This is a genomic window from Amycolatopsis nalaikhensis, from assembly GCF_030264295.1.
GTDB lineage: Bacteria > Actinomycetota > Actinomycetes > Mycobacteriales > Pseudonocardiaceae > Amycolatopsis > Amycolatopsis nalaikhensis.
In genome coordinates this window covers 763,269-787,449 of the sequence record NZ_CP127173.1, presented here as the reverse complement: position 1 = coordinate 787,449, position 24,181 = coordinate 763,269, and the positions used below count along the sequence as shown (strand labels likewise).

Annotated in this window: 26 protein-coding genes and 1 pseudogene; 13 read left to right on the top strand and 14 right to left on the bottom strand. The window is 70.4% G+C overall.

The annotated features are described in order from the left end of the window. Positions 1–28: 28 nt before the first annotated feature. Both QP939_RS03815 and QP939_RS03810 read right to left on the bottom strand, forming a co-directional pair. On the bottom strand, positions 29–1,213 hold the full coding sequence (locus tag QP939_RS03815) for an AI-2E family transporter (protein ID WP_434219629.1): 1,185 nt from the start codon (positions 1,211–1,213) through the stop codon (positions 29–31). Positions 1,214–1,347: 134 nt separating this feature from the next. Further along, the gene (locus tag QP939_RS03810; protein WP_285455121.1) at positions 1,348–1,773 is read right to left on the bottom strand and encodes a DUF6292 family protein; all 426 of its coding nucleotides are present in this window, start codon (positions 1,771–1,773) and stop codon (positions 1,348–1,350) included. 265 nt (positions 1,774–2,038) lie between these two features. On the opposite strand from QP939_RS03810, the gene QP939_RS03805 reads away from it, so the two are divergent. From QP939_RS03805 to QP939_RS03785, 5 genes are all read left to right on the top strand, one after another. After that, positions 2,039–3,052 (top strand): acyl-CoA desaturase, encoded by a 1,014-nt coding sequence (locus tag QP939_RS03805; protein ID WP_285455120.1) that lies wholly within the window; start codon positions 2,039–2,041, stop codon positions 3,050–3,052. Then, positions 3,049–3,495 carry a DUF5994 family protein gene (locus QP939_RS03800; protein ID WP_285455119.1) on the top strand — a complete coding sequence of 149 codons (447 nt, stop codon included), beginning with the start codon at positions 3,049–3,051 and terminating at the stop codon, positions 3,493–3,495. Before QP939_RS03805 ends, QP939_RS03800 begins: the two co-directional genes overlap by 4 nt. Positions 3,496–3,650: 155 nt before the next feature. Then, positions 3,651–4,376, top strand: coding sequence for a GAF domain-containing protein (locus QP939_RS03795; RefSeq protein WP_285455118.1), 726 nt, complete (start codon positions 3,651–3,653; stop codon positions 4,374–4,376). A gap of 42 nt (positions 4,377–4,418) precedes the next feature. Beyond that, positions 4,419–5,165: a GAF and ANTAR domain-containing protein gene (locus QP939_RS03790; protein WP_285455117.1), complete on the top strand. Its 747-nt coding sequence runs from the start codon at positions 4,419–4,421 to the stop codon at positions 5,163–5,165. A gap of 132 nt (positions 5,166–5,297) precedes the next feature. Next, entirely contained in the window at positions 5,298–5,954 is a 657-nt protein-coding gene (locus QP939_RS03785; RefSeq protein ID WP_285455116.1) for a phosphoribosyltransferase, read from the top strand. A gap of 170 nt (positions 5,955–6,124) precedes the next feature. Here QP939_RS03785 and QP939_RS03780 read toward each other — a convergent pair whose 3' ends face one another. The 4 genes from QP939_RS03780 to QP939_RS03765 all read right to left on the bottom strand — a co-directional run bounded on the left by QP939_RS03780 (position 6,125) and on the right by QP939_RS03765 (position 8,949). Beyond that, complete coding sequence (locus QP939_RS03780; protein WP_285455115.1) at positions 6,125–6,667, bottom strand: DUF5994 family protein; 543 nt, start codon at positions 6,665–6,667, stop codon at positions 6,125–6,127. 105 nt (positions 6,668–6,772) lie between these two features. Beyond that, on the bottom strand, positions 6,773–7,294 hold the full coding sequence (locus QP939_RS03775; RefSeq protein WP_285455114.1) for a GNAT family N-acetyltransferase: 522 nt from the start codon (positions 7,292–7,294) through the stop codon (positions 6,773–6,775). A gap of 93 nt (positions 7,295–7,387) precedes the next feature. After that, a complete protein-coding gene (locus QP939_RS03770; RefSeq protein ID WP_091315897.1) occupies positions 7,388–8,236 on the bottom strand; it encodes a slipin family protein in 849 nt (282 codons plus the stop codon). Between the two features lie 38 nt (positions 8,237–8,274). Then, positions 8,275–8,949, bottom strand: coding sequence for a BON domain-containing protein (locus tag QP939_RS03765; RefSeq protein WP_285455113.1), 675 nt, complete (start codon positions 8,947–8,949; stop codon positions 8,275–8,277). Positions 8,950–9,040: 91 nt separating this feature from the next. Here QP939_RS03765 and QP939_RS03760 point away from each other — a divergent pair, with 91 nt between their 5' ends. Next, positions 9,041–9,721, top strand: coding sequence for a response regulator (locus QP939_RS03760; protein WP_285455112.1), 681 nt, complete (start codon positions 9,041–9,043; stop codon positions 9,719–9,721). Here the strand turns inward: QP939_RS03760 and QP939_RS03755 are convergent. Beyond that, on the bottom strand, positions 9,718–10,584 hold the full coding sequence (locus tag QP939_RS03755) for a hypothetical protein (RefSeq protein WP_285455111.1): 867 nt from the start codon (positions 10,582–10,584) through the stop codon (positions 9,718–9,720). The genes QP939_RS03760 and QP939_RS03755 overlap by 4 nt on opposite strands. Positions 10,585–10,793: 209 nt before the next feature. On the opposite strand from QP939_RS03755, the gene QP939_RS03750 reads away from it, so the two are divergent. Then, on the top strand, positions 10,794–12,233 hold the full coding sequence (locus QP939_RS03750) for a GAF domain-containing sensor histidine kinase (protein WP_285455110.1): 1,440 nt from the start codon (positions 10,794–10,796) through the stop codon (positions 12,231–12,233). Here QP939_RS03750 and QP939_RS03745 read toward each other — a convergent pair. Further along, positions 12,208–13,383: a N(5)-(carboxyethyl)ornithine synthase gene (locus tag QP939_RS03745; RefSeq protein ID WP_285455109.1), complete on the bottom strand. Its 1,176-nt coding sequence runs from the start codon at positions 13,381–13,383 to the stop codon at positions 12,208–12,210. The two genes, QP939_RS03750 and QP939_RS03745, sit on opposite strands and share 26 nt — an antisense overlap. A gap of 626 nt (positions 13,384–14,009) precedes the next feature. Between QP939_RS03745 and QP939_RS03740 the strand changes: the two genes are divergently transcribed. The 3 genes from QP939_RS03740 (at position 14,010) to QP939_RS03725 (ending at position 16,037) form a co-directional block, all read left to right on the top strand. Beyond that, positions 14,010–14,156: a DUF6307 family protein gene (locus tag QP939_RS03740; protein WP_176172605.1), complete on the top strand. Its 147-nt coding sequence runs from the start codon at positions 14,010–14,012 to the stop codon at positions 14,154–14,156. Positions 14,157–14,455: 299 nt separating this feature from the next. Continuing rightward, positions 14,456–15,256: an ATP-binding protein gene (locus QP939_RS03730; RefSeq protein WP_285455107.1), complete on the top strand. Its 801-nt coding sequence runs from the start codon at positions 14,456–14,458 to the stop codon at positions 15,254–15,256. A gap of 154 nt (positions 15,257–15,410) precedes the next feature. Continuing rightward, positions 15,411–16,037 carry an ATP-binding protein gene (locus tag QP939_RS03725; RefSeq protein WP_285455106.1) on the top strand — a complete coding sequence of 209 codons (627 nt, stop codon included), beginning with the start codon at positions 15,411–15,413 and terminating at the stop codon, positions 16,035–16,037. A gap of 79 nt (positions 16,038–16,116) precedes the next feature. On the opposite strand, the gene QP939_RS03720 is transcribed toward QP939_RS03725, so the two are convergent. The 3 genes and pseudogenes from QP939_RS03720 to QP939_RS03710 form a co-directional block, all read right to left on the bottom strand. Next, positions 16,117–16,674 carry a sigma-70 family RNA polymerase sigma factor gene (locus QP939_RS03720; protein ID WP_091315912.1) on the bottom strand — a complete coding sequence of 186 codons (558 nt, stop codon included), beginning with the start codon at positions 16,672–16,674 and terminating at the stop codon, positions 16,117–16,119. Positions 16,675–17,570: 896 nt separating this feature from the next. Further along, a complete protein-coding gene (locus QP939_RS03715; RefSeq protein ID WP_285455105.1) occupies positions 17,571–17,963 on the bottom strand; it encodes a hypothetical protein in 393 nt (130 codons plus the stop codon). Positions 17,964–18,030: 67 nt separating this feature from the next. After that, positions 18,031–18,465: pseudogene (locus QP939_RS03710) on the bottom strand (hypothetical protein); the annotation flags it as partial. 142 nt (positions 18,466–18,607) lie between these two features. Between QP939_RS03710 and QP939_RS51760 the strand changes: the two are divergent. From QP939_RS51760 to QP939_RS03695, 3 genes are all read left to right on the top strand, one after another. Next, positions 18,608–18,880 carry a hypothetical protein gene (locus QP939_RS51760; RefSeq protein WP_352250252.1) on the top strand — a complete coding sequence of 91 codons (273 nt, stop codon included), beginning with the start codon at positions 18,608–18,610 and terminating at the stop codon, positions 18,878–18,880. 160 nt (positions 18,881–19,040) lie between these two features. Next, positions 19,041–19,613: a TetR/AcrR family transcriptional regulator gene (locus QP939_RS03700; protein ID WP_176172610.1), complete on the top strand. Its 573-nt coding sequence runs from the start codon at positions 19,041–19,043 to the stop codon at positions 19,611–19,613. A 99-nt stretch (positions 19,614–19,712) separates the two neighbouring features. Then, positions 19,713–20,489: an SDR family NAD(P)-dependent oxidoreductase gene (locus QP939_RS03695; RefSeq protein ID WP_091315920.1), complete on the top strand. Its 777-nt coding sequence runs from the start codon at positions 19,713–19,715 to the stop codon at positions 20,487–20,489. A gap of 184 nt (positions 20,490–20,673) precedes the next feature. Here the strand turns inward: QP939_RS03695 and QP939_RS03690 are convergent. The 3 genes from QP939_RS03690 to QP939_RS03680 form a co-directional block, all read right to left on the bottom strand. Next, positions 20,674–21,893 (bottom strand): IS3 family transposase gene (locus tag QP939_RS03690; RefSeq protein ID WP_434219583.1). Its coding sequence is split into 2 segments (ribosomal slippage): positions 20,674–21,611 and positions 21,611–21,893, totalling 1,221 coding nucleotides; the frame shifts between segments, so codons are not numbered across the junction. A gap of 1,056 nt (positions 21,894–22,949) precedes the next feature. Beyond that, positions 22,950–23,831 carry an IS3 family transposase gene (locus QP939_RS03685; protein ID WP_285455104.1) on the bottom strand — a complete coding sequence of 294 codons (882 nt, stop codon included), beginning with the start codon at positions 23,829–23,831 and terminating at the stop codon, positions 22,950–22,952. Beyond that, a complete protein-coding gene (locus tag QP939_RS03680; RefSeq protein ID WP_434219576.1) occupies positions 23,828–24,133 on the bottom strand; it encodes a transposase in 306 nt (101 codons plus the stop codon). Before QP939_RS03680 ends, QP939_RS03685 begins: the two co-directional genes overlap by 4 nt. Positions 24,134–24,181: the final 48 nt, after the last annotated feature.

Below are 24,181 nucleotides of genomic sequence, written 5' to 3'. Positions count from 1 at the left end.
CGGACGAGCCGCCGGCTCCTGACTGTCCTCAACAGACCTCAGGCCCGGCGTGCACGTCATCGGTCGCCGGGTCCGGGGCGCGGTCGTCCGGATCGGCAGGATGAGCGGTTCCCGCAGGCGGGTCGTTCTCCGGCCGGGTGGTCAGGCTGCGCACGCCCGAGCTGAAGACGGCGAGCAGCGGGACGGCCAGCAGGGCGCCGACGATCCCGGCGGTGACGAGCCCGATGGCGAGGGCGAGGACGACGGCCAGGGGGTGCAGCCGGACGGCCCGCCCGAGCAGCAGTGGTTGCAGGACATGGCTTTCCACCTGCATCACACCGACGACGACGGCGAGCACGATGACGGCCGTCCAGACGCCGTTGGCCACCAGGGCCACGAGGACGGCGATCCCGCCGGCGATCACCGAGCCGATGACGGGGATGAACGCGCCGAGGAAGACGAGCGTGCTCAGCGGAGCCGCCAAGGGGACCCCGAGGATCACCAGGCCGAGGCCGATACCGGCGGCGTCGACGAACGCGACGGCGGCGGTGCCGCGGACGTAGTGGGCCAGGGTGGTGAACCCGCTGCGCCCGGCGATGTCGGCGCGGTCGCGCAGCCGGGTGGGTACGCCCCGGATCAGGAACGCCCAGATCGGATTTCCCTGGGCGAGGAAGAAGATCAGGCAGAACACCGTGAGCAGGGCTTCGGCGAGCAGTTCCCCGACGGTGACCGCGGTGGTGAGGGCGCCCGAGGCGATCACGGACTTGTTCCGGCCGAGCATGGCGGTCAGGTTGCCGAGCAGCTGGTCTAGCTGGCCCTGGCTCAGGTGCAGGGGGCCGGTGCGCAGCCAGGTGTGCAGGTCGGTCAGGCTCACGGTGACCTGGTCGATCAGCGCGGGCATGCCCACGGTGACGGTGATGACGACGAACGTCACGACCCCGCCGGCCAGCGCGATGCCCACGACGAGCACAATCGCGGTCGCGAGGCCGCGCGGGACCTTCCTGGCCGCGAGCCAGGTGACGGCGGGCGAGAACAGCCCGGCGAGCAGCAGTGCCACCGCGACCGGGACGACCACCGAGGCCAGCCGGGTGGCCACGAAGCCGAGGACGGTCAGGGCCGCCGCCACGACCAGCAGGCGCCACGAGACCGCGGCCGCGACGCGGAGCCCGTACGGCACCGGAGAAGCCCCGGGGCCGCTCTGCGGATCTGCGCGTGGTGCTGAGGGGGAATTCATGAAGAACCTGCTCCTGGCGATGACCGGGCACGAGACCGGTCGGGTGAGAGCGGGGTCTGGGCGCTGTTTCCCGAGCATACCGCCGGGCGGATGCCCCCGCGGGCCGGTGAAGAACCACGGGAGCCGGCCCGCGGTCAGCCGTTCGGGGCGTCGCCGAGGTAGGGCCGCAGCCGCTCGGCCAGCACCCGGCGGGACACGTCCGCAGCCGGTCCGGCCGACGCCTGGCCGTGGGGACGGCCGGCGGCGGTGTCGGCGACGAACCGGGCCACCGCGTCCGGGGCGGGGACGAGGTCGTCGCCGTGGTGCGCGAGGACGACCGCGGCCGCGCCGGGGTCGGTTTCCACCGCGAGGGACCACCCCCGGCGTTCGTTCCAGACCAGCATGACGTCGTGGCCGGGCCTTCCGGGCCACCGCCGCGGCAGCCCGAGGTAGGCGGTGGCGGTGTCGCTGATCTCCACCGTGGTGCTTTCGTCCGGGACACCGACCGCGGCCGCCACCGCCCGCACGTACTCGCCGAGGGCGCGCTCGAGCGTTCGGGCGTCGGGTTCGGGGTGTTCCATGACCGCCACGCTAGAGGGCCGCCGACCGGCGTGCCGGATGGGCCCGGGCCGGTCGGCATTCGAAGGGCCAACCGGACGGGAACCATTCCGGCGGGTCGTTCGTTGTGACTATTGGTTGCTCTCGCTCACGTAGCGGGCCTCAGCGGTGAGGACGTCCCGGCAACCTCCACCATCTCCCGGTTTTGGGCCGCCGTCAGCGGGCTATCCGGAACTTGATCGCCCCAGACCCTGGCGGACAGGTACGTCAAGGAAAGAAGCGATCGATATGACACAAACGCTGCAACGGCCACCCAACACCTCGGAGCCGATGCTCGCGGGCGAAAAGTCCCGCACCGAAACCTTCCTGGTCAAGCTGTTCGCGGTCGTGCCGTTGCTGGCGCTGGCCGCCGCGGTGCCGTTCGCGTGGGGCTGGGGCCTCGGCTGGACCGACGTCGCCCTGGCCATCGGGTTCTACTTCCTGACCGGCCTGGGAGTCACCATCGGCTTCCACCGCTACTTCACCCACGGCGCCTTCAAGGCGAACCGCGGCCTGCGGATCGCCCTCGCCGCCACCGGCAGCATGGCCATGCAGGGCCCGGTGATCGGCTGGGTCGCCGACCACCGCCGCCACCACGCCTTCGCCGACCGCGAGGGTGATCCGCATTCCCCGTGGCGTTACGGCACTTCGGCCGCCGCGCTCGCGAAGGGTTTCTGGCACGCTCACATGGGCTGGTTGTTCGACCGGGAGAAGACCAACGCGCAGCGGTTCGCCCCCGACCTGCTCGCCGACCGCGACATCGCCCGGATCGACCGCTGGTTCCCCGCGCTCACCGTCGTCACCCTGCTGGCCCCGGCCGTGATCGGCGGGCTGGTGACGATGTCCTGGTGGGGCGCGCTGACCGCGTTCTTCTGGGCGAGCCTCGTCCGGGTGGCCGTGCTGCACCACGTCACCTGGTCGGTGAACTCCCTGTGCCACATGATCGGTGACCGGCCCTACGCCGCCCGCGACAAGTCCGCGAACTTCTGGCCGCTGGCCATCGCCTCCATGGGCGAGTCGTGGCACAACTCCCACCACGCCGACCCGACCGGCGCCCGCCACGGCGTCCGCCGCGGCCAGCTCGACATGTCCGCGCGCCTGATCTGGCTGTTCGAAAAGCTCGGCTGGGCCACCGAAGTCCGCTGGCCCAGGCCGGAACGCCTGGCTCGCAAGCTCAACCCCGGCTACACCGCGGCGCCCCGCGGGTTCGGCAAGCCGGAACGCGGTCTGCTCGCCGAGACCCCGGATCGGAGCCGGTCGTGACCACCGTTGGTGACGAGGTCCGCCTGCAGCTGAAACCGGCCGCCGGCGGCGGGTACGTCGACGGCGCGTGGTGGCCGCGGTCCCGCGACGCCCGCGTCGAGTTCCCCGACGTCCTCGCGGCGGTGCGCGACCGGGTGGGCGACGTCGAGCGGATCAGCTACCCGCTGGGCGACGGCTGGGAGATCGCCCACCGCAAGCTCGTGGTGGACGGCCGTATCGTCCGGTTGGAAGGGTTCCACTCCATGCAGGCGGACACCCTCGCACTCGTCGGCACGCAGCAGCGGCGCCTGATCCTGCTCGTCGTCGCGCCGGACACCCCACGCGATGCGGCCACCACCGCCCTGCGGACGGCCGCTGACCCGGACACCACGGCCGGTGCCGAGGACATCCTCGCCGGGGCGAGGCATGCCGGCAGCGATCCCGCGCCGTCCTTGACCACGTGAAGCCATCAGGGCACCCGGCCGGGTACGCTCGCTGCACGCAGCCGCGGCAGCGGTGCTGATCCGGGCCCGGTGTCCGTGTTGGTGTGGCGATCACGAACACCGACCCGGAAGGAACCGGATGCCGGAACGCGGAGCTCGCCGGTGGTGGGTTCGCGGTGGCTGAGGTCGAGGACCTGCGCGCGAGCGTGCTGGCCGCCCTGGGTGAAGCTGGGCCGAGCAGCGGGGTCGACGTCGTCGGCCGGGTGTGCCGGGCGTGTGTGCGCTTGCTGCCGGTCAACGGAGCGGCGGTGTCGGTGGTGGCCGGCACCGGGCACCGCGAGATCGTCTACGCCAGTGACGCGGTGAGCTCGGCGCTGGCGGAACTGCAGTTCTCCCTCGGTGAAGGACCGTGTTTCGAGGCCCACGCCGCGGGTGGGCCGGTCCTGGTGCCGGATCTGGCTGCCGGACCGCCGCCGGCGTGGCCGATTTTCGCCGCGGAGGCCGCGGCGCAGCCGGTGGCCGCGTTGTTCACGTTCCCGGTGCAGATCGGGGCGGTCCGGGTGGCGACCCTCGACACCTACCGCTCGACACCGGGCTCGCTCGATGCCGCCGAGCTGTCGACGGCGTTGCAGGTCGCCGACATCGCCGCACTCGCCTTGTCGGGGCTGCGGGACGGCGGCGAGCGCTGGCTCGACGGTGACGGGCGGTGGATGGAGGGCGCGGGGATGCGGTTCCGGGAGGTGCACCAGGCGACCGGGATGCTGATCGCGCACCTGGACCTGCCCGCCTCGGCCGCGCTGGCCCGGTTGCGGGCCTACGCTTTCGGCCACGGGCGTTCCCTGCGGGAAGTCGCGGCCGACATCGTCGCCGGGCGGCTGCGATTGGACGAGGAGTTCCGGTGAGGATCACCATGAAGGCAGCTGACGATTCAGGAGATGGTGGGCATGCCCGACCGTGAACGACAGGTGACGCGGGCGTTCGTCGCACTCGCGGACACGCTGGTCGACGACTACGACGTCGCGGATCTGCTGCACACTCTGGTGGTGCAGTGCGTGGAGCTGCTCGACGTCGCGGCGGCCGGGCTGACCCTGGCCGACGAGCGGGGCGGCCTGCAGGTGCTGGCGTCGTCCACCGAACAGGCACGGCTGCTGGAGCTGTTCCAGCTCGACATCGACGAGGGGCCGTGCGTCGAGTGCTTCACCACCAGCACACCGGTCCTGGTGGCCGATATCGCCGCGGCGGCGGCACGGTGGCCGCGGTTCGCGGCCGAGGCGGCCAAGGACGGGTTCGCGTCGGTGCACGCGGTACCGATGCGGCTGCGCCGGCAGACGATCGGGGCGTTGAACCTCTTCGGGCACTCCCCGGGTGAGCTGTCGGCCGACGACGTGGCACTGGCGCAGGGGCTGGCCGACACCGCGACCATCGGGATCCTCCACGAACGCGCGTTCCGCCAGGGTGAGCTCCTCTCCGAGCAGCTGCAGACCGCGTTGAACAGCCGGGTGATCATCGAGCAGGCCAAGGGCGTGCTCGCCGTCAGCGGACGGCTGAGCATGGACGCGGCGTTCACGGCCTTGCGCGGCTATGCCCGGCGGAACAACCGCCGGCTCAGCGACGTGGCCCGTGCCCTGGCAGACCGCGACCTCGCGCCCGCGGTCGTGCTGGCGCCGTCGACGGTGAGCCGCCCGCGCTGAGAAGTCCTTTGTGGACTGTCGAGCGAAAGGTGCCGAACGGTCCGCTGGTGGTGACCAACGGCCCTCCCGCCCGCGGACGCGGTGCGGTCATGCTGGGGGACGGCCGACCGGCTCCCGACGGCAGGAGTGCCCATGCGGTTCCGTGATCGCCGGGAGGCGGGCGAACGACTGGCCCTCCGCCTGCGCCCCCTGCGCGGTGACCGCGCCGTGGTCCTCGGCCTGTCCGAGGGCGGCCTCGTGGTCGCCGCCGAGATCGCCGACGTCCTCGGGGCGCCGCTGGACATCCTGCTCACCGCCCGGATCGAGGCCGCCGGACCACCACCGGTGCTGCTCGGTGCCGTCGGGGAGGGCGGCCTGGTCGTCTGGGACCACGGCGCCATCCGCCGGTTCGACATCTCGGCGGACGAGCTCACCCGGCTCGCCGATCAGGCGCGGGGCAGTCTGGCCGGGCAGGTCGCCGTCTACCGGCGCGACGTAGCGCCGGTGCCGATCGCGGGCCGGACGGTGGTACTCGCCGACGACGGCGCCGCCACCGGCACGACCGCGCACACGGCGATCCGCGTCCTGCGCGCCCGCCAGGCGCGCCGGATCGTGCTCGCGGTCCCGGTCGCCCAAGCGCCTGTCCTCGACCGGCTCGCCCGCGAGGTCGACCAGTTCGTCTGCCTGCGCCCGATGCCGTGGCTGCACGCGGTCCGCAACAGCTACCGGAAGTTCCCGGCGGTCGCCGACACCGACGCGCTCGAACTGCTGCACCGCGAACCCCGCCTGCCGACCGAGATCCCGCGGTGACGTCCACAGCGGACTGACAGGTCGCCGACGGCAAGCTCGGCGCGACCGGGGTGGTGATCGCGCCAGGAACGACGGCGGCGGGCCTGCGCCCCGGACAAGATCCGGGCACGGCTGCACGCACGCCTCGACGCCCGCCGCCCGGATCGGGCGGCGGAGCGAACTGAGGACGGCTACCCGCCGGCAGGTCCCGCTTGGGCGGGGATCCGGCCGCCTTCGACCTCCCAGCGCTGCACCGCTGTGTCATCGTCAAGGGCGGCGAGCAGCGTGTCGACGGTGTCGTTGTTGCCCCGGCGCGCCGCGGTCAGCAGCGCGTGGTGGGCGAGATCCGGATCGGCGTCCGGCGGGATCACCAGCAGCGTCAGCCGGCGGCGCGCGCCGAGCCCGATCACGGTCAGGGTGGCGGCGTGCTGCGACCGGAATCCCTCGAGCCGGACGTCGCCGTGCTCGTCCCCGGAACGCAGCCGGCGCGGGGTGGGTGGCCAGGCCGCGAGGTGGTAGGTGACCCGTTCGATCCGGCGCAGCCGGCCGGTCAGTGCCGGGAGCAGCGACGGCAGTTCGGCGGTCAGGTCCAGGGAACGGGGCCACCAGGCGCCGTCGACCCAGCCGGTGGTGGGTGCTTCCGGCTTCAGCCGCAGCCGCGGCGCGTGGTGGCGGAGTTCGTCGGCCGCTTGCGCGAAGCGCATGGCGTGGGTGGTGTGCGGGACCGACTTCATGCCGGTGCTCCCGTCCCCGGCCGGAGGGCACCGGCCGGACTTGGGGGCCGAGAACGACGCGGGCTTGATCGCCAGCGTGCGAAATGCTCTCGGACAATGTCCATTCTACTCCGGGGAAGGGGCGTTTCGTTCCGCGGCAGCGGGCTGTTCGCGCTGCAGTCCCGGCCGGAACGGAATGCCCAGCGCCGCGAAAACGCCGAGCATTTTCGCGTTCTCCGCGCCGGTGTCGGCGACGAGCATCCGCACGCCTTCGTGTTCGGCCGAGACGGCGAGCTGTTCGAGCAGCAGGGCCGCCACGCCGAGGGCCGGGCCGTGGCCGTCGACCACCAGCGCGACCGCCGCTTCGGCCGGGTCGGCCAGGATGTCGTAGCGGGCGACACCGGCCAGCCGGGAGTGCACGAAGCAGCCCACGGCGGTGTGCCCGACGCCAGAGCTGTGGGACAGCTGCGTCGAGAGCTCGGCCAGCCCGGCCACGCCGAGACCGAAGAACCGCACGTGCCGATCGCGCCCGGAAAGCCGGGCCCGCAGCGCGAGGACCGCGGCGGCATCCCCGGCTTCCAGCTTGCGCACCCAGGCGGCTTCGCCGTCCGGGAGCAGGACTCGTACCGGCGGGGTGGCGGTGGTCATGATGTCTCCTCACGGATCCGGTGCGCGACCCGGGTCCACAGTGCTCTGTCCTTTTCGCACAGAACACTGCGGAGTCCCGGGGGCCGGCGGCGGTCAGCGCTCGTCGGCCCTGGTGCCGTTCACGGCCGCGGGCGGCGGCACGATCGCGGCGGTGGCGGCCGGTTTCGGCTGGGCCGCGGCGGCGCTCTCGCGGGCCAGGAACGAGCCGAGTTCGCCGATGGTGCTCATCAGCGGGGCGGGGAACACGACGGTGGTGTTCTTGTCCACGCCGATCTCCACCAGGCTCTGCAGATTGCGCAGCTGCAGCGCGAGCGGGTGCGCCATCATCGTGTCCGACGCGTCGCCGAGTGCGGCGGCGGCGAGGGATTCGCCTTCGGCGCTGATGATCTTGGCGCGCTTTTCGCGTTCCGCTTCGGCCTGCCGGGCCATCGCCCGTTTCATCGTGTCGGGCAGCTGGATGTCCTTCAGTTCCACCAAAGTCACTTCCACGCCCCAGTCGAGCGTGGTGACGTCCAGGATCCGGCGGATGTCGACGTTGATGCTGTCGGTCTCCGACAGCGTCTCGTCCAGCGTGTGCTGCCCGACGACCTTCCGCAGCGTCGTCTGGGCGATCTGGTCGATCGCGGCGTAGACGTTCTCGATCGCGACGACCGACTTCACCGCGTCCCGCACCCGGAAGTAGGCGACGGCGGACACGTCCACGCTCACGTTGTCACGGGTGATGATGCCCTGGGACTGGATCGGCATCGTGATGATCCGCAACGGCACCCGGCGCAGGACGTCGACGACCGGGATGATCAGCCGCAACCCCGGCTCGCGCACGCCCACCACCCGGCCGAGCCGGAACAGGACCCCCTGTTCGTACTGCTTGACGATCCGCACCGCGGACGCCAGGAGAAGCAGCAACGCGGCGGCGATGACGATGATCACGAAAACGTTCATGGTGCTCCAGAGGTCGCGGCTCGTGCCGGGGCGGAGGCTCAGCCGGTGAGCTGCACCTGGTTGTCGACCGCGGTCACGCCGGGGGCGAACCACGCGGTCTGCTCGGCCGACCGGCGTTCGGCCGGGGTGGGGACGGCGCCGGTCAGGGTGATCTGGCCGTCGTCGACGGCGACCTCGACGTCCTGGGCGGACCCGGGCGCGTGCCGGGCCAGCGCCGCGAGGATCCGTGCTTTGGTCTCGGCCGCGGTGGCTCCCGGCGCGGGCCGCAGCGTGATCAGGTTCCGCACGCCGCTGACCCCGGGGAGCGCGGCCACGGCCCGGCGGGCGGCTTCGCGCTCGTGGTTCCAGTCCACTGACCCGCGCAGGGTGATCACCTGGTCGCGCACGTCGACCTGCACCGAATTCTTCGGCACGAGCACCGTGCGGCGGTCGAACACGGCCATGGCTTCGCGGGCGAGGTCCACGTCGGCCGGAATCGCGTGGCCGTGCCGGACGAGGATCCGGTCCACGGTCGTGGTCACGCCGTGCACCCGGGTCGCGGCGCGCAGGGCCGCTTCCTTCTCGGGATAGGTGCCGACGTGCCCGGCCAGCGTCGCGGCACCGCCATCGACGCTCACGGCGATTGCTTCGGCGTTGACACTGGGAGTCCAGGCGAGTTCGTCGGTGACGGCCGTCTTCAGGTGGTGATCGGGCCGGTGCTGGATCTGTGTCATTCCTCCACCGTGGTCCGCCCGCGCCACGCGGTCTAGAGTCGCGGGACCTCGGTTCGGAGGCCGTTCGGCGCGACGGGCGTAGCCTGGGGTGGTGGATGACAGCCCGCAGCACGCTCTGCCCGTCATCACGGTCTTCCTGGTCGACGACCACGAACTCGTCCGGCGCGGCGTCGCCGAACTCGTCGGCGACGAACCCGGCCTGAGCGTCGTCGGGCAGGCGTCGTCGGTGGCCGAATCCCTGGCCAGGGTGCCCGCGCTGCGTCCCGACGTGGCAGTGCTGGACGTCCGGCTCCCCGACGGCAACGGCGTGCAATTGTGCCGCGACCTGCGTGCGCTACTGCCCGGCCTGCGGTGCCTGATGCTGACCTCCTTCACCGACGCGGATTCGATGGTCGATGCGGTCCTGGCCGGCGCCGAGGGGTATGTGATCAAGGACGTGAAGGGGCTGCAGCTGGTCGACGCCATTCGCCGGGTGGGGTCGGGTGAGACCCTGCTGGACGGCCGGGCGGTCACCGCGCTGGTGGCCGAGCTGCGCGCGAAGACCGGGGAACCGGGTCCGCTGGCGGGGTTGAGCGAGCAGGAGCTGGTGCTGCTGGACCTGCTGGGGGAGAGCCTGACGAACCGGCAGATCGCCGAGCGGATGTTTCTGGCCGAGAAGACCGTCAAGAACTACGTGTCCCGCCTGCTGGCGAAACTCGGGCTGGAGCGCCGGTCCCAGGCGGCGGTGCTGGTCACCGGGATCCACGGCGCGCAACGGCGTCCGGGCGGTTAACGGCCGAACGGGTGCTCGTCGCTGATCACGACGTCTTCGAGCTGTGCCTGCGTGGAGGACGCAACGGCGGTGCCGTGGCCGAGACGCAGCATGATCTGCGGCCAGAGCCCGCCCCCGAGCAGCTGCCGCAGTTCGCGCCGGGCCGCCGGTACGGCCATCGCCTGCGAGGAGAGCGCCGCCGAAAGCCCTGCGGCGGCGGCCGTGAGCAGAACCCGCTGCAGGGCCTGACCGGCCTGGAGCCGGCCGAGAGCGGTGTCGTGCAGCGAGCCGATCACCACGACCAGCCGGCCGGGCTCGACCTCGAGGTCGCTTCCGCCACCGGGGCCGGGCGTCGCCGGCGGGACTTCGGTGCGGTGCATGATGTCGCGCAGCTGGGGCACCTGGTCGTCGGTGATGGTGGCCAGCCAGGCGCGTTCCACTTCGGCCGCCCGCCGGAGCTCCCGCTGCACCGCGTCGGGGACGACGGCGGCGGTGAACGGGCGCCGGTTGCTCTGCCGTCCGGCGATGGCCGCCACGAGTTCCCGGTCTTCCGGGGCGATCGTCTCGTAGCCGTTCGGCCGCACGACGGCGAGCAGGTCGGGCCGGTCCGCGGTAGGGAACAGGCGCGTATCGGCGTGGCTGCTCTGCGCCTTGATCGCCAGCCGGAGGTTCAGCAGGGCGGCCCCGCAGTCCAGCATGCGTTCCCGCTGGTCGCTGTCAGTACCGGTGGAGAGCGAATCCGCGTACAGCTCGACGGCGTCCGGCGTGCACTGGAAGCGCCACGGCCGCCCGCGGCGCAGCGGCGGCGGAGCGGTGGCCGCGAGGAGCACGGATCGCATCTGGCTCGCACTGAGGTGCCCGACGGGCATGACACCGGTCTTCATGGACGGCTCCGAGCTGCTGGGTTTCCTGGCTGTCCCGCCACCGTCCGCCCGGGCACCGGCGCGGGCCAAGGGCCGAACGGCACCCGTGGCCGGGCGAAGGTCGCCGGTTGCGAACGTGGTTCGGTTCCCCCTGAACCCGCCACGGGCCGCACCGTCGTGCCACTGTGGTGGCATGCCCGGGGAAACGACGTCGGGCCGGGACCGGATGGATGCGCTGCCGGCGGCCGTGCTCGCCTTCTCCGCCGGTCTGGAAGCTCGAGACCACGCTGCGCCGGATCGTCATCGCCGCAACCGACCTGGTCGGCGCCCGCTGCGGCGCGCTGACCCTGCTCGACGGGGACGGCCGGACCACCGGGTTCGCCGCCACCGGCGTCGACGACGCCACCCCGCGCCGCCTCCCGCCGATGCCGGCAGTCCTCGACGTCCCGCTCGTGGTCCGGGGCGCGGTCCTCGGCCGGCTGCGCCTCGGCCGCGAGCAGGCCTTCACCGCCGACGACGAACGGGCGATCGTCGCGCTGGCGGCGGCGGCCGGGATCGCCGTCGACAACGCGCGGCTCTACGAGCAGAGCCGGGGCAGGCAGCGGTGGCTGGAAGCCACCGGGGAAATCTCCGCCGAACTCCTGGGCGGCACCGATGTCAACACGGTGCTGCGCCTGGTCGCGAGCCGGGCCGCCGAACTCACCGGCGCCGAGGACGCGCTCATCGCACTGCCCGTGCCGCCCGGTGGGTCACTGGTCGTCACGGTGTGCGCCGGCCCCGACGCCGAGGCGCTGACCGGCCGCCGGATCCCGCTCGACGGGTCGACCTCGGGCGCGGTCCTGCGCGACCACGTCCCGCGCAACGTCCCGAACCTGGCGTACGACCTGGGCGCGGACCTCGGGCCGGCCCTGGCGGTGCGGTTGCGCTCCGGCGAGTCCACCGCGGGCGTGCTCCTGGCGATCCGCGCGTCCGGCGCACCGGGTTTCGACGAGCACGGGCTCCAGCTCGTGTCCGCCTTCGCCGACCAGGCCGCGCTGGCGCTGCGGGACGCCGAAAGCCAGGCCGCCCGCCGCGAGCTCGACGTCCTGGTGGACCGCGACCGGATCGCCCGCGACCTGCACGACCACGTCATCCAGCGGCTGTTCGCGGTCGGCATGGGCATCGAGGGCACCCGCCGCCGGACGGATTCGCCCGCGGTCACCGCCCGGCTCACCCAGCACATCGACCAGCTCCAGGATGTCATCGAAGAGATCCGCAGCACGATCTTCGCCCTGCACGTCCGGCCGGGAGCCGGCCAGGGCCTGCGGGCGCGCCTGCAGAACACGATCACCGACGCCTGCGCCGACTCTTCGGTCCGCACGACGGTGCGGCTGTCGGGGGCGTTCGACCGGGTGCCCGCCGGGCTGGCCGAACACGCCGAGGCGGTGGTGCGCGAAGCGGTCAGCAACGTCCTGCGGCACGCGCGTGCGGCGGAGCTGGCGGTCATCGTGTCCCTGGACGAAGACCTGGTCGTCGAAGTCACCGACACCGGGATCGGGATGCCGGAAGACGTGGCGCGCAGCGGGCTGCGCAACCTCGAGCAGCGGGCCGCGGAGGCGGGCGGGTCGTTGCGGCTCGAACGCCCGGCCGGCGGCGGCACTTGTCTCAGGTGGACGGTTCCGGTGCCTTGAGCCGCAGCACATGCGGGTATTCCGTGGCGCGCTGCTGGAAAGAAAGGATCGCGGGGTTGCGGATCGTGCCGTCCCGGATCTCGACGGCCCGTCCCACCGTTCCGGTTTCGTTCCAAGTGGATTGTCCGGAAAGGACTGTCCGCAGGTGCGGCAGCAGCGCTTCGCTGATTTCCCAGGTCGCCGAGTTCCACAGGTAGGAGGGACTGTGGTCGACGGCGTAGTAGGTGACGCCGTGGCCGACCGGGAAGGTCGGCCGGGTGAACGTGGTGGGCCGCGCCCAGCTGAAGCCCATGCCTTCGTCACAGGAGACGTCGACGACGAGGCTGCCGGGGGTGAACGCCGCGAGGTCGTCCTCGATGAGGAAGGTCAGCGGCGCGTCGGTGTCCTGGAGCACGCAGTTGACGACGATGTCGTGCTCGGCGAGGAACCCAGCCAGCGGCACCCGGCCGCGGGCGGTGTGGGCGTGGCTGCGGCGAGGGTCGCCCGGGTGGTTCTTGTCGTGGTCGAAGTGGACCATCGTCGCGGAATGGATCGGCGAGCCGACCGCGCTGAGGCCGCGGGCGGTGAGGACTTCGACGTCGTGGACTCCGTGGGCGTTCAGCGCGGTTACCGCGCCGCGCGCGGTCGCGCCGAAGCCGATCACCACCGCCCGCAAGCGGCGGCCGTAGTCGCCGGTCGAGCCGATCAGCTGCAGGGCGTGCAGGACCGAGCAGTAGCCGGCCAGTTCGTTGTTCTTGTGGAAGACGTGCAGCCCGAACGAGCCGTCGCGCCGCCAGTGGTTCATGGCTTCGAAGGCGATCACGGTCAGCCGCCGGTCGATGGCCAGCTGGGTCAGTTCGGCGTCCTGTACGCAGTGCGGCCAGCCCCACAGCACCTGGCCTTCCCGGAGTTCGGCGACGTCTTCCCGCAGCGGTTTGGCCAGCAGGACCACGTCGGACTCGGCGATGAGCTGCTCGCGCGTGCGCAGCCCCGCGACCGCGCGCGCCAGGTGTTCGTCGGGCACCCCGAAAGGTTCGCCGTAGCCGTGTTCGAGGTAGATGGTTTCCCGGAGATCCGCGTCGATCCGGTCGAGGTGGTGCGGGTGGATCGGTAGCCGCCGTTCGTTCTCCTTGCGGGAACGCGCGACGACGCCGAGACTGAGCTGGTCCACGAGGGCCCCTTTGCTAGAAGCCAGTCTTAACACACCCAGCGCGGCCGTCGTGTACGCTGGGTGTCGACCGAGAGCATTTCGTGCGCAAGTGGTCGAACCTGCGCCGTCCTCGGCCCCAGTCCGGCGCTGCCAGCAGCCGGGGACGGGAGCACCGACATGCCGTCGGACCCGAAAACCACCCTCGCCGAACCGCCCCCGCGCTGAAGCCCGCGCCCGGGCACGTCGCTTGGCGCCCTGCCCGCGGCCCGGCCCCGCCGCTCATACTCCCGACGCCGCCCTCCGGCGGCGTACCCGAAAGGATTTCCTGATCAGTACCCCCACCATGGACAGCTCGTTGTTCAGCCATCCCATCGCGGAACAACCCCGCCCCGGAACACTCACCACACCCCAGGACAGCCGGTACGGGAGCTTGTTCCGCCAGCCGGTGTACACCCCGGCCCCCGCTTCCGGAGACGAGACCGAACGCTTTCCGCAGCACCGGTCCGCCGCGCCCGGCAAGCGGGCGTACGACCCGTCCGGCCGCGCCCGGCGGTGACATCGGTCCTTCGGGACGAAGTGCTTTCCCCGATCCGATGGAGCCGGACATCCCCACCAGCGGATGTCATCGAGAGAGAAGAAGGTCAGACATGGACTTCGTGACCCGTTACGAGCAGCGAGTGAACCTCGTCGAGAACACGGTGAAGGAGAATTCGCCGCTGTCCGCCGAAGAAGCCCGCACGCTGGCGATCCGCCTGCTGCGGACACTCGAAGAGATCCCCGAGAAGATCCGGTGAACGCACCCGTTCGTGGTGGCGACTGATGACCACCACGAATCCAGGGGTACCGGCGCCTCAGTATCTGTTGCCAGACCGATGAGGCGCGGCGCGATACCACCCGAAGAGACCGGCGCCATGGCGCTCACCCCCGAACAGCGGTATCGCGGTGCCCGGCTGGTCGCCTCAGCCGCAAGCGACGCCGAAGATTGCGCTTCGCTGCTCGCCGCGCTCGGTCTGGAAGCCGCCGACGGCGTGTCGGGAGACCATCGGTCCCGGGCCGATGACCGCGGGCGGCGTAGCGGGAGCAAGGCGAGTACATGACTGGTGAAACCGGGTTGCACCTGGTGCCGCGTTACCGGGCGGAGTCGACCGTGGCGACTTTGACCGGCGCCTTCACCGAGGCCGGCTATCGGGAGCTGCGTGACGACGTGCTCAAGCTGGCCACGGGCGCGCCGGAGAGCGTCATCGCCGACATCCACGGTCTCGATGTCGACGACGACAGCCTCATGAGTGTGTTCACCGTCATCGCGCTGCGGATCGGCGACTGGCCCGGGCTTCCGTTCGCGGTGGTCACCGGCCGCGCGGAGCACGCGGCCCAGCTGGCGGCGGGCGGAGCGGAGGTGCCGGTCCACGCCGGCGTCCTCGCGGCCGAACAGGCACGCGGGCGCCCATCCCGCCGGCGGGCGGTGCAGCTGCTGGCCGCATCGGCGCACGCCTCCGCGACCGCCCGGGCGTTCGTCGGCCGGACCTGCGCGCAGTGGAACGTGCGCCGGCACGTCGACGACGCTCTCCTGGTCGCGACCGAGCTGGTGGAGAACGCGATCCTGCACACGACATCGCACCCCCGGCTGCGGCTCGAGCTGCGCCCGGACACCTTCACCATCGCGGTCGCCGACGACGACCCGCGGCGGGCAGTCCTGCGCGAGCGCCCCAGAGAGAACGGTCTCGGACTCCGGCTGGTCGACCAGACCGCGCACCGCTGGGGATGCAGCCCGTCTTGGGGCGGCGGCAAGGCCGTCTGGGCCGTCCTGCGGTCGAATCGGCGGGGACACCCGATCGCCGAAGTGCCCGATCCCCGAGCGTCCGGGCCGGTACGGCGGCGCCACCGTGACAGGTAATCGGAAGCGGTGGGGGCGCGCCGCCGAACCGGTGCCGTGATCGCCGGCGGCATCACCCTGGCGCCTGCTCCGCGGCTCGCCAGCACCCTGGTCACCGTCACCGGGGAAGCTCGACCTCTCCGGTTACCGGTTTCTGCGTGACGGCCTGCTGAAGGTGGCCGCCGATGGCCCGCCCGGGCTGATCGCCGACGTCGACGGGCTGGTCATCGACGCACTGTCCCCCGCCACCGTCTTCCCCCTGGTCGCCCGCCGGATCGGGCACTGGCCCGGCATCCCGTTCACCCTGGTCACCCGTCAGCGGGTGCATCTGCACGCCTTACACGGCCACGGCACCGACCGCCTTGTCGCGGTCTGTGACGACGTCGAGACCGCCGAAAACAGCCAGGAGATCCCCACCCGCCGATGGGCCCAGCGGAAGTTCCCCCGCACCGAGGACGCGCCGGAGCTCGCTCGCACGTTCCTCCGGGACCGCATCACGGATTGGGGCGTGCCCGAGCTGGCCTACGACGGGCTCCTGGTAGTGGGCGAGCTCGTCGACAACACGCTCCAGCACACCAGGTCCGCACCTGACGTGCGCCTCGATCTGCGCCGGGGCCTGTTCACCATCGCCGTCGCCGACGAGCACCACGGTTCGGCGATCCTCCTGGAGCGATCCGGCCTGCGCGACCCGGGCGTCGGCCTGCGGATCGTCACCCAAACCGCGACGGCGTGGGGAAGCAGCCGGCGCTGGTCGGGTGGAAAGGTGGTGTGGGCGACGCTTGCCTCCGCAAGCGGCAGCTGACCCTCGCGCCGGGCGCCGAATCGCGTGCCCGTGACGGGCCTGCACGTCCTGCTCGATACCCGGCGAACGCGTCACCGGATCAGTGTGCGGCAAGGTGCCGGCGCAACGTGGTGAGGGCGCGGTGCTGGCTCACGCGGACCGCGCCCGAACTGGCGACGCCGAGCGCGGCAGCTGTCTCCCGGGCGGACAGGCCGAGCATGACCCGCAGCACCACGACATCGCGCTGTTCCGGCCCCAGCAGGGCCAGCAGGAAGCCGACCCGCTGACACAGCTCGAGCCGTTCGACTTGGCGCAACGGCCCCGGCCGGTCGGAAGTCAGCGGGGCGAACTGCGAAACCGGGCGGCTCGCATCGCTTTCCCGGCGGCGGTGAGCGTCGACGACCTTGTGCGACGCGACGCCGTAGACGAAGCTCATGAACTGGGCAGCACCGTAGCGATAACCCGGCAGCGCACCGAGCACGCCGAGCAGCACCTCCTGCGCGCAGTCGTCCGCGTCGCTGTCGCGGTAGCACCGGTTTCCCAGGCGCGCCTGGCAGTACCGCAGCACACCCGGGCGCAACCAGCCCAGCAGCGCCTCGGTCGCGGCGCGATCCCCTGACATCGCCGAAGCGAGAAGCGCGCCGTCGACCATCGCCATGATGAGCCTTTCGGTCGGTCAGGTCCGGGTGGTCAGGTACGGAGCGGGATCACCGCCGGCCCGGGCGCCGCCGGCCAGCCAGCGGAGGAACCCGCTGCGGTCCCGTCGTTCGATTTCGTCGAGGAAGTCCTGCCGGCGCTCGACGACGAGCCGGCAGGTCGGATGCGAGGAGCAGGAGGAGATAGCCGCGCCGCCAAGCCAGGCACAGCTCGTCGGTCGCCATCTCGGCCACCGGAACGGACGGTGGTACCGAAGGATCCGGGCGGCTCCGCCGCCGCGGGTGCCGGGCCCGCCAGTGGCTCGGGCCCGCTCGCCCTGTTGCCGCGCGCGAGCAAGGGGCGGGCAAAGCCGCGAGCAGCCCGGCGCTGCCGCCGAGCAGCAGCCAGCCGACCTGCGGCAGGGCCGGCGCACCGATCGTGGTCAAGACGCAAGCGGGACCGAGCAGACCGGCCAGCACCACGCGCCCCACCATCGTGTCCTCACGTCCGGTTCGGTTGCCGGCTGACGCCGCCGGCAACGGGAAGCAGGATCGCCGGGGTCTGGGGCGTTGCGGGCAGTCTAGTCCTCGGAAGAGGAAACGGGATTGGTCTCTTCGGTTGCCACCGGGCCGGGATTGCGGGCGTCTTCCGCTCGCCCCCAGACCGCGCGTGAGCCCACCCGGTGGTCTGCTCACCGAGCTGACCGGTCGTGGCCGATGACGAGGACACAGTCACCAGTTGTCGCTGCGTGGGGCGGCTGGACGGGGCAGATGGCCGCCGGTCGGCCTCGTTGTCGGAAAGGGACGCCCGGGGCGCGTACATCGGTCCGCAGAACAAGCTCCACGGTGGACGTCTGCAATGGACCAACGGACCGCAAGCGTGCGCAAGGATCGTCGGCATCGAGGGAAATGCACGCCGCTAGGGTGGCCCGCCGGTGCTGCCGGAGGATGCCGCCGGACAGGCGATGCCGGACTTCGCGCAGCCGAGCACGCCCCACACGACCTTGCCGTCGTCGTGGTGACTGACTCCCCAGGCCGAGCGGTCGAAGCCGGAGTCGCCGGGATAGCTGCCGTCGTTGTTGGCCGGCAGCACGATCCCGTCGGCGTGCAGTGCGTCGAGCGCGTACTTGGCTTCGGCGAGCGCGCCGTCGACATCGGGTAGCGTGGGGTGCGGCGAAGGACCCGAAGCGGCCGGGACGGTCGAGGACGACTTCGGCGGCGAACTCGTTGACGTCGCGGACCCAGCGACGGGCTTCGGCGACGTCGCCGAAGCAGACGCCGGGCGTGGAAAGCAACAGAATCCCGTTGCCACCCATGAACTTCAGTGTGGTGACGGCGCCCACCCATCAGGTGGCGGTCTCTCCGCCCACGGCAGCAGTACTGGTTGCGCCGATCGCTTGCAACAGGCCAGGGCCGACTTCCGACCATCCGATCAGGAGGAGCGGCCCTACCGCGTCGAACGCCGCCTTACCGAATTCGCTCGCTACGAGAGGCTCTGCCACGTTCAGCGCGAGCGTGACCACGCTGGCGAAGATCAGCAGCCGACGCGCCGACCTCAGCACCTCCGGGGATGCACCGGTGAGAGCCAGATGCCGGGTGCCGAGCAGAAGCCCGAGGATCGAAAGGTCAACCGCGGGAGCCACGAGCGGAGCGACCCAAGTGGGCACGCCGAGCCGCAGCGCGAGGTTGAGGACGTTGCCGAAGCCGAAGAGTAAAGTAAGTCCGACGACGACGCCCATGATCACGGTGACGGCCTGCACGACGGAGGCCCCGTCCGAAGCAGATCGCATCGACACAGCTGCACGCCTGGTCATCGAGCAACACCTGCTTCGACGCGCGGACGCCCGTGGGTGTCGCGCGTGGGGATGCCGCGTTCACGCAGTTTGTTCAGCACCGTGGTGTGGTTGACGCCCAGGTGGTCGCCGACTCGGGCCAGTGACCAGCCGAGGTTGTGAGGTGGATGGCGTCATCAACCTGCTCGGGCGAGAGGCCGCGGCGGCGCATCGGCACGCCGTGCCGGTGGAGGATGGTGCCGACCGTTCGCCGTTCGATGCCGAACCGGTCACCGAGCTCGTACACCGTCGCGCCGGACCGGTAGCCGGCGATCAGTTGCTCGACTTGCTCGGGGCCGAGTTTCCGGGCGCGGCCGGGACGATCCCACTTGACTGGCGGCGGCTCGGGGGTATCGAGCCTGGGGGGGCTTCTCGCGAAGCTCTTCCAGAGCCCTGACCTGGTCTTTTATGTTCGAGTTGCGGGTTCGATCTTCGGTGATCGTCTTGCGGCATGATCTTGTGCTCCTGGTGAGTCACCTCGTAGCAGCCAGCCGTAGCTCGGATGTTCATCGAGGACATCTCTTGACTGCCTACCAACTAGAAGGTAGAAATACGACGTGACCACGACAGCGGATCGGATCCTGGACAGCGCTCAGACGCTGGTGCAGGTTCGGGGGTACAACGGCTTCTCCTACGCCGACATCAGTGCCGAGCTGTCCATCACGAAGCCGAGCATCCACCACCACTTCCCCACCAAAGCCGCACTGGCCGAGGCCCTGATCGCACGCTATCGGGAACGGTTCGCCGTAGCGCGAAAGGAAGTCGACGACGAGGCGGCGGGCGCACGGCAGCGCCTGGTGGGTTATGCCGGACTTTACGCCGAGACCTTTGCCCAAGGCGGCCGCATCTGCCTCTGCGGCGTCTTCGCCGTGGACGCGGAGAGCCTGCCCGTTCAGGTACGACAGGCGACGGACGCGTTCTTCGCCGATCAGCGACAATGGGTGGCCGGCGTGCTGGCCGAGGCGGGCATGCCCGCCACCCGGACCGGTGCGGCCGCCGAGGCTTACCTGGCGTCCCTGGAGGGCGCACTGCTCCTGGCCCGCGCTCACGGGCAGCCGGACGGCGCCGCCGGACAAGATCGGGATGTGGTGCGGTCGGTGGCGGCGACCTTGGTCGACGCTCTGCTCTGAAACGCACCACCCAAGGCCGTCACGCGTGGCACCGCGGCGACCTTTTTGCATGACCAATCAACCTTCCAACTAGTAGGTAGTCAGATGAGGAGAACCGCCATGGGACAGGACTTCACCGGTCGAAAGCTCGTCGTCGTCGGCGGCAGCAGCGGCATGGGCCGTCAGATCGCCGAGGACGTCGTCAGCCGCGGCGGCAGCGCGGTCGTCGTCGGTTCCCGCCTCGAGCGGGTCGAGAAGACCGTGGCCGACCTGGCCACCCGCGGACAGGCGTGGGGCGTTACCGCCGACCTGCGCGACCCCGCCGAGGCGACCAGGGTGCGCGAGGAACTGGCCGACCAGCACGCTGACGCCACGTTGCTGGTCAACGCGGCCGGCGTGTTCAAGCCGCTGCCGTTCCTCGACCACACCCCCGCCGACTACGACGCCTACCTGGACCTGAACAAGGCCACCTTCCTGATCACCCAGACCGTGGCGCAGAACATGGTCAACAGCGGCCACGGTGGCGCCATCGTCAACATCGGCAGCATGTGGGCAAAACAGGCCATCGCCGCGACCCCGTCATCGGCGTACTCGATGGCCAAAGCCGGTCTGCACGCCCTGACCCAGCACCTCGCCCTGGAACTGGCCGCTCACAAGATCCGGGTCAATGCCATCTCCCCGGCCGTGGTAGCCACGCCCATCTACGAGGGCTTCATCCCACCGGCCGAGGTCGACACCGTCCTGGCGGGATTCAACGACTTCCACCCGATCGGCCGGATCGGCACCACCGAGGACGTCTCCGCCGTAGCCACCTTCCTCCTCTCCGACCAGGCCGGCTGGGTCACCGGCGCGATCTGGGACGTCGACGGCGGCGTCACAGCAGGCCGAAACCAGTAACCACCGAGGCGCAGCCAGGCCTGTACGGGTTTCACGGTTCGGAGCCCGTACAGGCCCTCACCCCCTTGCGCGCTCAGCAGTTCGCCCACCACAAAGCACAACTGCGGATACCACCGGTTCGAGACCAGCCGAACATCCGCTCATTGGACCGCCCCGGTGATGTTGGAGGCCGGTTGAGTTGGTTCTAGACCACTGCGCCAGACTCAGTGGCCGTGGCGCGGAACGTCTCCTCGTACTCAGCCGGAGGGGTGTTCCCGCAGAAAGAATGTAGCCGTTCCCTGTTGTACCAGGCAACCCATTCCATGGTGGCCAGCGTCACGTCCGTGGTGTTCTCCCAGTCGCCTCGGTAGTCGATGAGCTCCTTCTTGTAGAGACTGTTGAGCGATTCGGCTGCGGCATTGTCATAGGAATCTCCTGTGCTGCCCACCGAACGCGCCGCGCCGATCTGATCAAGCCGCTCGGCGTAGCGAATGGAGGTATATTGAACGCCTCTATCGGAATGGTGAACAAGACCGTCAATACCGCCTCCGGAACTGCCTCCACGTGCCCAGATTGCCATCTCCAGAGCGTCGAGCGCGAGGTCGGCACCCAGGTGATCGGCGACCTGCCAGCCGAGGATCCGCCGGGAGTACAGGTCCTGGACGAACGCGGTGTACGCCCAGCCGGCCGCGGTGGCGACGTAGGTGATGTCGGCGACCCACCGCTGGTCCGGCGCGTCCGCGGTGAAGTCACGTTCAAGCAGGTCACCTGGCCTGTCCGCAGCCGGGATGGTGGTCCGTGGCCGCTTACGGGGCGCAGTCACCCCGCTGATACCCAGCTCGCGCATCAGCCGCTCGACCGTGCACCGCGCCACCTCGACACCGTCCCGACCGAGCTGGCGCCATACCTTCCGTGCCCCGTACAGGCCACGCCCCGGCCCATGCCACACCCGCAGAATCTCCTTCTTCAGCCATTCGTCCCGGACCGCGCGAGCAGACGGGGCCGACTCCCGTTTCTTCGCCGCCCAATACGTCGACGGCGACACCTCCAGCACGGCACAGATCGGCTCGACACCGAACTGATCCCGGTGGGTATCGATGAACTCGACTAGCGCGGCGGTTTCGGGTCGAGTTCCCGGGCGAAAAACGCCGACGCGGCCTTCAGGATCTCGTTCGCCCGTCGCAGTTCACGATTCTCCCGCTCCAGCTCAGCGATCCGCTGGATATCACTTGTCGACGTACCGGGCCGCTTCCCACCATCGACCTCGGCCTGCCGCACCCAGGTCCGCAACGCCTCCCGATGCACACCAAGCTGGTCAGCGACCCGAGCGATCACACCCGTCCGCTCGCCCTGCTCACGTAGCTCAAAGACCATCCGGACCGCACGTTCCCGCAGCTCAGACGAGTATTTCCTCGGTGGTGCCATAGCTCCTCACCTTTCCAGGTATCAGAGCCTCCAACCAACCCGGGGCGGTCCACATGTAGCCGCAGAGCGTGCGCCGCGGTGAGCCACTCTCGGCGGCACCCCTACACGGGAGGACCCTCAAGCAACGCCGCTCATGACAGTGGCCCGGCCACACGACACGGCCCGGCCTGATGTTGCTCGGGTGGATCCAAGCCCGAGTCGCCTGCCGGCTGCGCCGGATGTTCGATACGAGCGCGGCCATTCCTCTCACCAATTTTACTGGGGCACAGCTGGGGCAAACCCCCTGTCACAACTGCACTCACCAACACACAGTTGCCAACAACGGCGATCAAGCACACCATTCCACTAGGCGATTCCCTATCGCCGCAGGTCAGGACCATGATCGGCCCACACTGGCAGTGAGGGGGTCAGGGGTTCGAGTCCCCTTAGCTCCACATCGTACGAAACCCCTTCGGTTAGGCCTTGCGGCTGGCTCCGGAGGGGTTTTTTGCTGTCCGAGGCTGATCTTGGGTGACCCCGCTTCGCTCGGCGCACCGGTGCCCCTGCTGGGGCGTTTCTGACGCGGTGCCGCTCACCGTTCCGCTGGCGCCATGTCGCCGCCGCTCACGGGCAGTGCCTCCGACCTGGTCCCTCTCGCCAGCGGCGATAGGGGCAGCCGGCACCGATCGAGTGTGTTTGGCCGACGGGCTGTCCGCGATCGGCCCGTCGCTGCCGACTTTGGCCTCAGCCCCTTCGGATACGGACTGCGGCTCGCCTTAAGCACCGTCCGCGGATCCAGATCCTGCACCGGCAACCACCGCTCCACCCACGACCGCGGCACAAGCCGACCACCCGCCGGATCAATCCACACCTGCCGACGCTGATCAGACTCCATGTCACCGGCGTACGCCTCCGCACTCCGGAGACTCGAAAACCCCGGCACCGAACCAATCGTCCCGCCGGTACCGGACCCGCCACGAACCTGACCCGTCTGCTCGACCCACGCCATGACAACCTCCACACCACTTTTCAAACTGGGGTTGCCCCGTTTTGACGGACAGGGTCGTTGAGCTGTGGTCAGGCTACGTGACGTGTGGTCGTTTCGTAGCTGGCGGGGCTGAGGTAGCCGAGGCTGGAGTGCAGGCGGCGGGTGTTGTACCAGCCTTCGATGTACTCGAAGATCGCCTTGTGCGCGGCGGTGCGGGTGGGCCAGGCCTGCCGGTCGAGTAATTCGGCCTTAATGGTCGCGAAGAACGACTCGGCGACCGCGTTGTCCCAGCATTGTCCCTTACGTCCCACCGATAACCGCACGCCTTGCTCGTCAGCGAGCGCGTTGAACTGGGCGGAGGTGTACTGGCAGCCGCGGTCGGAGTGGAAGATTACTCCGGGCTCGGGGCGGCGCCGAGCGACAGCGTTGCGTAGGGCGTCGGCGACCAGATCGGTGCGCAGGTGATCCGCGGTGGCCCAGCCGACGACGCGGCGGGAGTCCAGGTCGATGACGGTGGCCAGATACAGCCAGCCTTCCCAGGTGTGGATGTAGGTGATATCCCCGCACCAGCGGGTGTTGATGTTCGTTGCGGTGCAGGAGAAATCCCGCTTGAGCAGGTCGGTGGGCATGGTCGCTGCCGGGTCGGGAGTGGTTGTGGTCCGCCACCGTTTCGGGGTCCGTCCGGCCAGGCCCGCGGTGTGCAGGAGCCGGGCGATCCGCTTGCGGGAATGCCGCCGGCCGCGGGCGCGGAGTTCGGCGTGGACCCGGGGTGTTCCGTAGGTGCCGTTCGACTCGTTGTGGATCGCGACGATCTCGGCTGTCAGCTCCGCGTCGTCGCGTTCGTGTTGGGAGGGGGTGGCGGCGCGGTGGGTGTAGTAGGCGGCTCGGGAGACCTTGAGCAGTTCGCAGGCACGTTTGACGTTGCCGCTACCGCTGGCGTTCTCCGCCTCGATGAACGGGTACACGTTCACCGGGTCTCCTTCGCGAAGAAAGCCGTCGCTCGTTTGAGGATCTCCACGTCCTCGGACAGGCGGCGGTTCTCCCGCCGCAGCCGGGCCAGCTCTTCCCGCTCGTCGCTGGTCAACCCGCCGTCGGTGCGGGTCCCGGCGTCGCGTTCGGCCTGCTTGACCCACTCGCGCACGCCGGTCTCGGTCAAGTCGAAGTCCTTCGCGACCTGACCGATCGAGCGGTCGCCCCGCTGGCACAGCTCGACGATCTCGGCCTTGAACTCAGGCGTGAACGAACGACGAGGCCGAGGCTTCTTCCTGCCCATGGTCTCCATGATGGAACATCCTTCCCGAGGGCGTCAGCCCTGATCGTG